Source organism: Streptomyces sp. NPDC088194 (assembly GCF_040702025.1).
GTDB lineage: Bacteria > Actinomycetota > Actinomycetes > Streptomycetales > Streptomycetaceae > Actinacidiphila.
Map to the genome: position 1 here is coordinate 1 of NZ_JBFBIV010000180.1, position 7,867 is coordinate 7,867.

General features: G+C 73.0%; 5 protein-coding genes. All 5 read right to left on the reverse strand.

The features are described from left to right. Window positions 1-285 precede the first annotated feature (285 nt). Window positions 286-1,689, reverse strand: coding sequence for a UDP-N-acetylmuramoyl-L-alanine--D-glutamate ligase (gene murD / locus AB0399_RS39945; protein ID WP_329374379.1), 1,404 nt, complete (start codon window positions 1,687-1,689; stop codon window positions 286-288). 140 nt (window positions 1,690-1,829) lie between these two features. Beyond that, entirely contained in the window at window positions 1,830-2,894 is a 1,065-nt protein-coding gene (mraY, locus tag AB0399_RS39950) for a phospho-N-acetylmuramoyl-pentapeptide-transferase (RefSeq protein ID WP_328462969.1), read from the reverse strand. Then, on the reverse strand, window positions 2,891-4,342 hold the full coding sequence (murF, locus tag AB0399_RS39955; protein ID WP_329370431.1) for a UDP-N-acetylmuramoyl-tripeptide--D-alanyl-D-alanine ligase: 1,452 nt from the start codon (window positions 4,340-4,342) through the stop codon (window positions 2,891-2,893). The genes mraY and murF overlap by 4 nt, the downstream gene beginning before the upstream one ends. Next, window positions 4,339-6,024: a UDP-N-acetylmuramoyl-L-alanyl-D-glutamate--2,6-diaminopimelate ligase gene (locus AB0399_RS39960; protein WP_329370429.1), complete on the reverse strand. Its 1,686-nt coding sequence runs from the start codon at window positions 6,022-6,024 to the stop codon at window positions 4,339-4,341. Before AB0399_RS39960 ends, murF begins: the two co-directional genes overlap by 4 nt. Continuing rightward, the coding region (locus tag AB0399_RS39965; RefSeq protein ID WP_366414630.1) for a penicillin-binding protein 2 at window positions 6,021-7,867 on the reverse strand (1,847 nt) is incomplete at its 5' end. The genes AB0399_RS39960 and AB0399_RS39965, both read right to left, overlap by 4 nt.

The following is a 7,867-nucleotide window of genomic DNA, read 5'->3' on the forward strand; positions in this document are numbered from 1 at the left end:
TGTGATTGGTCGTCAGGGCGGCGTAGAACGGCGCCTGGTAGTTGTAGTTGGTGTGGTAGTCGCCCACGGGTGCCGGGCGTGCCCTTCGGCGCGCCGCCGCCGCTGCGCCCGGCCGGCGGGAGCCGGTCCGGGCCGGGGGTACGCGGGGACGCGCCGTCGGCCGGGCGGCGGCCGGACGGGGGCGGACGGTCCTCGCCGCCGTGGGCGGTGAAGCGGTCTCGCGGCATGCGTCCCCTCCTCGGTGCGCGGGTACGGCCGGCCGCCGTCCCGAGCCGGGACCGCGGGTCAGCGGCCGTGGTCGGCCGGGCCGGCCTCCTCCGGGCCGCCGCCACGGGCGGCGAGGGCGCGTACCGCCTCGGCGAACACGTCACCGCGCTGGTTGTAGTTGGTGAACATGTCCATCGACGCGCAGGCCGGGGCGAGCAGGACCGTGTCGCCCGGCTGGGCGAGGTCGCGGGCCGTGCCGACGGCGGCGGACATCGCCCCAGTGTCGGTCCGTTCCAGCTCCACCACGGGTACCTGCGGGGCGTGTCGCGCGAGCGCTTCGCGGATCACCGCCCGGTCGGCGCCGAACAGGACCGCCGCCCGCAGCCGGGACGCGGCCGCCGCGGCCAGCTCGTCGAACTCCGCGCCCTTGGCGAGGCCCCCCGCCAGCCACACCACCGACGGGTACGACGTCAGCGACGCCTCGGCGGCGTGCGTGTTGGTGGCCTTGGAGTCGTCGACGTAGGTGACGCCGTCGACGACGGCGACCTCGGCGATGCGGTGGGCGTCCGGCCGGAAGGCCCGCAGCCCTTCGCGGACGGCGTCCGGCCGGACCCCGTAGGCCCGGGCGAGCGCGGCTGCGGCCAGCGCGTTGGCGATGTTGTGCGGCGCGGGCGGGCGGACGTCCGCGACCTCGGCGAGTTCCTGCGCCTGGTGCTGCCGGTCCTCGACGAACGCGCGGTCCACCAGGATGCCGTCGACCACGCCGAACTGCGAGGGCGTGGGCGCCTGGAGGGTGAAGCCGATCGCCCGGCAGCCCTCCTCGACGTCGGCCTCGCGGACCAGCCGCTCGGTCTCCGGGTCGGCCGCGTTGTACACGCAGGCGACCTGGTTGCCCGTGTAGATCCGGCCCTTGTCCGCGGCGTACGCGGCCATCGAGCCGTGCCAGTCGAGGTGGTCGGGCGCGAGGTTGAGCACGGCCGCGGAGTGCGGGCGGATGCTCGGCGCCCAGTGGAGCTGGTAGCTGGACAGTTCGACGGCGAGGACGTCGTAAGGACCGCCCTCCTGGTCGCCGAGGATGACGTCGAAGAGCGAGACGCCGATGTTGCCGACGGCCGCGGTGCGCAGGCCCGCCGCGGTGAGGATCGCGGCGAGCATGCGGGTGGCGGTGGTCTTGCCGTTGGTGCCGGTGATGGCCAGCCACGGTGCCGCGCCGGGTCCGCGCAGCCGCCAGGCGAGTTCGACGTCGCCCCACACCTGCACGCCCGCGGCCCCGGCCGCCGCGAACAGCGGGCTGGACGGCTTCCAGCCGGGGCTGGTGACGACCAGTTCGGTGCCGTCGGGGAGGGTGTCGGCGTCGCCGAGGCGTACGGCGATGCCGAGCGCCTCCAGTTCGGCCGCTTCGGCGTGCTGCTTGTCGCCGGCCGGGCCGTTGACCACGGTGACGCGGGCGCCGAGGTGGTGCAGCGCCTTCGCCGCGGGCACCCCGGAGACGCCGAGCCCGGCAACGGTGACCCGGGCGTCCTTGAAGTCGGCCGGGTCGTCGAACCGGGCCGGGCCGTCCTCGGACCGGGCCGGGCTCTGCCCGGACCCGGCCGGGCCGCCGGCACCGGGCTGAGTGCCCGTCACGACGCCGCCACCCAGGCCGCGTAGAACAGGCCGAGGCCGACCGCCATGCACATGCCCTGGATGATCCAGAACCGGACCACGATCAGGACCTCGCTCCAGCCCTTGAGTTCGAAGTGGTGCTGGAGTGGCGCCATGCGGAAGACCCGCTTGCCGGTGAGGCGGAAGGAGCCGACCTGGATGACCACGGACATGGTGATCAGGACGAACAGGCCGCCCAGGATGGCCATCAGCAACTCGGTGCGCGAGCAGATCGCCAGACCGGCCAGCGCCCCGCCGAGGGCGAGCGAGCCGGTGTCGCCCATGAAGATCTTCGCCGGCGAGGTGTTCCACCACAGGAAGCCGAAGCAGGCGCCCATCAGCGCGGCGGCCACCACGGCCAGGTCGAGCGGGTCGCGCACCTCGTAGCAGGCACCGTTGGCGCTGACCGGGGCGCCGCACCACTCGCCGTGCTGCCACACGCCGATGACGGTGTAGGCGGCGAAGACCATCACGGACGCGCCGGTGGCCAGGCCGTCGAGGCCGTCGGTGAGGTTCACGCCGTTGGACATCGCCAGGATCATGAACAGCGCCCAGATCACGAAGATGACCGGGCCGATCGACCAGCCGAAGTCCGAGGTGAAGGAGAGCTTCGTGGACGCCGGGGTCTGGCCGCGCGAGTCGTGGAAGTTCAGCGCGAGCACCGCGAAGCCGATGCCGACGATGAGCTGGCCGGCCATCTTCGCCTTGGCCCGCAGGCCCAGGCTGCGCTGCTTGACGATCTTGATGTAGTCGTCGAGGAAGCCGACCAGGCCCATGCCGACGGTCAGGAACAGCACCAGCACACCGGAGACGGTGGGCTTGTCACCGGTGGCCAGCTTGGTGACCACATACGCGATCACCGTGGCCAGGATGAACGCGATACCGCCCATGGTGGGCGTGCCGCGCTTGCTGTGGTGGGTCTTCGGGCCGTCGTCCCGGATCATCTGCCCGTAGCCCTTGCGGGCCAGCAGGCGGATCAGCAGGGGGGTGCCGAACAGCGACAGGAACAGTCCCAGGACGCCGGAGACGAGGATCTGCTTCATCGGGTGGCACCCTCGCGGGCCGCTCCCGGGCCGTCGGCGCCGCCGCCGGCCTCGATCAGCGCGAGGGCGACGGACTCAAGTCCGACCGACCTCGATGCCTTGACCAGCACGACATCTCCCGGCCGCGCCCCTGCGCGCACCAGGTCGACCGCCGCCTCCGCGTCGGACACGTGCACCGACTCCTCACCCCACGAACCCTCGTTGTAGGCGCCCATTTGCAGCCATGCGGCTTCCGTGCCGCCGACGGCCACGAGCTTGCTGACGTTGAGTCGGACGGCCAGCCGCCCCACCGCGTCGTGCTCCGCGAGCGACTGCTCACCGAGTTCGGCCATCTTGCCCAGCACCGCCCACGTACGGCCCCCCCGAGCCTGTGCGGAGCTGCCCATCGCCGCGAGTGTCCGCAGGGCTGCCCTCATGGATTCCGGGTTCGCGTTGTAGGCGTCATTGATGACCGTCACGCCGTCGGGCAGCTCGGTGACCTCCATCCGCCAGCGCGAGAGCGTGCCGGCCGCGGAGAGCGCGGTGGCGATCTCCTCGACAGGCATGCCGAGTTCACGGGCGACGGCGGCCGCGGCGAGCGCGTTCGACACGTGATGCTCACCGTACAGGCGCAAGGTCACTTCGGCGCACCCGGAGGGTGTGCGCAGCGTGAAGTGGGGGCGGCCGTCGGCGCCCAGCGTCACGTTCTCGGCGCGTACGTCCGCTTCGGGGGCTTCGCCGAAGGTCACCACTTTCGCCTTGGTTCGGGTGCGCATGGCACTCACCAGCGGATCGTCGGCGTTGAGCACGGCGATGCCGCCCTCGGCCTCGGCCGGCAGCGCCTCCACGAGTTCGCCCTTGGCCTGCGCGATCTGCTCGCGGCCGCCGAACTCGCCGATGTGCGCGCTGCCCACGTTGAGCACCAGGCCGATCCGGGGCGGGGTGAGCCCGGTCAGGTAGGCGATGTGGCCGATGCCGCGGGCACCCATCTCCAGCACCAGGTGCCGGGTGCCCTCGTCGGCGCTGAGCGCGGTCAGCGGCAGCCCGATCTCGTTGTTGAAGGAGCCGGGTGTCCACACCGTCGGTGCCAGGCGCTCCAGGAGCTGCGCGAGCAGGTCCTTGGTGCTGGTCTTGCCGGCCGAGCCGGTGAGCGCCACCACGGTCGCGCCCAACTGCTCGATGACGTGCCGGGCGAGCGCGCCGAGCGCGGCCTGGACGTCGTCCACCACGATGGCGGGCACGCCGACCGGCCGGGACGCGAGCACCGCCACCGCCCCGTCGGCGACCGCCCCGGCGGCGAAGTCGTGGCCGTCCGAGCGCTCTCCGGCGAACGCGACGAACAGGGCGCCGGGGACCACCTCGCGGGAGTCCTTGACCACCGGACCCGTGACGCGTACCGCACTGTCCGGTATGTCGTGCGTGCTCCCGCCGACCGCACGTGCGACCTCGGCGAGGGTGAGAGGGATCACTGTTCTTGTCGGTCCTTATCGATCGCGGCGCGCAGCACCTCTCGGTCGTCGAAGGGGCGCACCTCTCCGGCGATGTCCTGGCCCTGCTCATGTCCCTTGCCGGCCACCAGCACGATGTCGCCGGGCCGCGCGAGCGCGACGGCGGCGGCCACCGCGGCGGCCCGGTCGGGTTCGACGATGACGTGTCCGCGCTGTGCGGCCGGCACTTGCGCCGCGCCGGCGAGCATCGCGCTGAGGATCTGCAGCGGGTCCTCCGAGCGGGGGTTGTCGGACGTGAGCACGGCGGTGTCGGCGAGCCGGGCGACGGCCGCGCCCATGGGAGCGCGCTTGGTGGCGTCCCGGTCGCCGCCGCAGCCGAGCACGGCGTGGATACGGCCGTCGGTGGTGGTGCGCAGCGCGCGCAGCACCGACTCGACGGCGTCGGTCTTGTGGGCGTAGTCCACGACCGCGAGGTAGGGCTGTCCGGCGTCGACCCGCTCCAGCCGGCCCGGGACGCCGGGGACGGCGGCGATGCCGTCGGCGGCGGTCTGCGGGTCGAGGCCGGCGGCGGCCAGGGCGGCCAGCGCGGCGAGGGTGTTGGCGACGTTGAACGGGCCGGGCAGCGGCGCCACCGCCTGCACCCGCTCGCCCTTGGGGCCGATCGCGGTGAAGCGGCTGTCCATCAGGCCGGCCCGGACGTCCTCGGCCCGCCAGTCGGCGTCGAGGCTGCCCTGCGCGGAGAACGTCACCAGCGGCACGCCGGCCTCCGCGACGAGCCGGCGGCCGTACTCGTCGTCGAGGTTGACCACGCCCAGGCGGCTGCGCTGCGGGGTGAACAGCCGCGCCTTGGCCTGGAAGTAGTCCTCCATGCCGGAGTGGAACTCCATGTGCTCCGGGCTGAGGTTGGTGAAGACCGCGACGTCGAAGACGGTGCCGTCGACCCGGCCGAGGATCAGGGCGTGGCTGGAGACCTCCATGACCGCCGCGTCCACGCCGCGTTCGCGCATCACCGCGAAGAGCGCCTGGAGGTCGGTGGCCTCGGGGGTGGTGCGCTCGCTCTTGATCCGCTCGTCGCCGATCCGGGTCTCGACGGTGCCGATCAGACCGGTGCGGCCGGCCGCGTGGCCGGCCCGCAGGCCCCCCTCGGCGAGGTAGGAGGTGGTGGTCTTGCCGGAGGTCCCGGTGATGCCGATCCGCAGCATGCCCTCGCCGGGGCGGCCGTAGACGACGGCGGCGAGCTCGCCCATCTCGGCGCGCGGGTCGGCCGCGGTGAGCACCGGCAGCCCGGTCGCTGCCGCGCGTTCGGTGCCGTCGGGATCGGTCAGTACGGCCACCGCGCCGGCCTGGGCGGCCTGCGCGGCGAAGTCGGCGCCGTGCACGTGGGCGCCGGGCAGGGCCGCGTACAGGTCGCCGGGGCGGACCGCGCGGGAGTCGTGGGTGATGCCGGTGACCTGCGGGCCGTCGTCCGCTGGCGCGGCCGCGGAGGGGCCGAGGCGGCGGGCGAGGTCGGCCAGCGGTGTGGGGCGCACGTGCGCCGGGCGCGGTGCACCCGGCTGTCTGAGGGTGGGTTGATCAGCTGTGGGCACGGCGGCGAGGTTACCCGGCGAGCCGGGGTCCGGGCCAAAACGACCGCTGTCGTGCCTGGTGGTGCCGCCGGGCGCGGGAGGCGCGGGCGGGGTGGATCGGCGGCCGATGGTGATCACCCGACTTTCTTGTCGTTGGTGGCCGGGTCGGACGGGTTCCAGGTGACCGGCAGCTTCGGGGCGGGGGCGCCGGACGGCGGCACGCCCAGGGACTTGAGCGCGAACTGCATGACCTGCTTGAAGACCGGGCCGCAGATGTCGCCGCCGAAGTAGCTGCCCTTCGTGGGGTTCTGGATCACGCAGGAGATCGTCACGCGCGGTTTGTCGGCCGGTGCGAAGCCGAGGAAGGAGGAGGTGTAGCCCTTGTAGCGGCCGGTCAGCGGGTCCACCCGGTTGGCCGTACCGGTCTTGCCGGCGACCCGGTAGCCGTCGATCCGGGCGTTGATGCCGGTGCCCTGCTCGCTGCCGACCACCGACTCCAGCATCTGCGAGACGGTCCTGGCGGTCTGCGCGGACACCACCCGGGTCCTCTTCGGGGCGGCGGCGGGCACGAACCGGCCGTCGGGGCCGGTGGTGCCGCGGATCAGGCTGGGCTCGACCCGTACCCCGCCGTTGGCGATCGTGGAGTAGACCGAGGTGGCCTGGAGGGCGTTGACCGACAGGCCCTGGCCGAACGGGATGGTGTACTGCTGCGAGGCGTTCCACTTCTGGGGCTTGGCGAGGATGCCGGGGGTCTCACCGGGGAAGCCGATGCCGGTGGGCTGGCCGATGCCGAACTTCCGCAGGTAGTCGTAGAGCACCTGGTTGGCCTGCGGCTGGGTCTTGCCGAGCTGGCCGCTGGCCTCGATGGTGCCGATGTTGCTGGACTTGGCGAGCACCCCGTTGAGGGTGAGGTACCAGGTGCCGTGGTCGACGTCGTCGTGGAAGATCCGGTCGGCGCGCGGCAGGGTGCCGGGCACGGTGACGCGGGTGGTGGGGGTGGCCGCGCCGGTGTCGATGATCGCGGACATCGACATCAGCTTGCTGACGCTGCCGGGCTCGTAGGCGTCCTGCATCGCCGCGTTGCCGAGCGACGCGGGGTCGGCGTGCGTCAGGTCGTTGGGGTTGAAGCCGGGGGCGTCGGCCATCGCGAGCACCTGGCCGGTGCGGGGGTCCTGCACGATGACGTAGCCGCGGTCCGCCTTGGACTTCTGCACCTGCTTGGTGATGGCGCTCTGGGCGGCCCACTGGATGTCGCGGTCGAGGGTGAGCTGCACGTCGGTGCCGGGCACGGCGGGCTGCTCCTGGCTGCCGGCGGTGGGCACCTGGCGGCCGTCGGACTGCGCGTAGCGGATCTTGCCGTTCTTCCCGGCGAGTTCCTTGTCGAGCATGGACTCCAGGCCGCCCGCGCCCTGCCCCTGGCTGTTGACGAAGCCGACGACGCCCGCGGCCAGGTCGCCGGCCGGGTAGACCCGCTTGGAGTGCGGTACGTGGAAGATCCCGGCGAGCACGTTGGCGTTCGGGCCCTTGGCGGCGAGGGTGGACTTCAGGTCCTGGATCTGGTTCCACGCCTGCGGGGACTGCTGCTGGGCGATGATCTGGTAGCGGGAGTTCGGGGTGGCGAGCTGCTGGGCGATCTTCGTGGCGTCGCCGCCGACGATCGGCGCGAGCAGTTGCGCGGCCTGCTGCGGCGCGTCGTTCACCTTCGCCTGCGCGGGCGTGAACAGGTACGGGTCCGCGGTGATGTCGTAGGCGTCCACGGTGGTCGCCAGGTCCACGCCGGAGCGGTCGGTGATGGTGCCGCGGTCGGCGGTGACCTCGTGGGTGACCCAGCGGTTGACGGCCGCCTTGGCGGCGTACGCGGACGCGTCGACCGCCTGCACCTGGAGCAGCCGCACCACGAACACCGACATCACCAGCGTCAGCACGACTCCGACCAGCCGCAGCCGCGGGCGGACGGCGCCGAGGCGGACCGCCCGGGGGC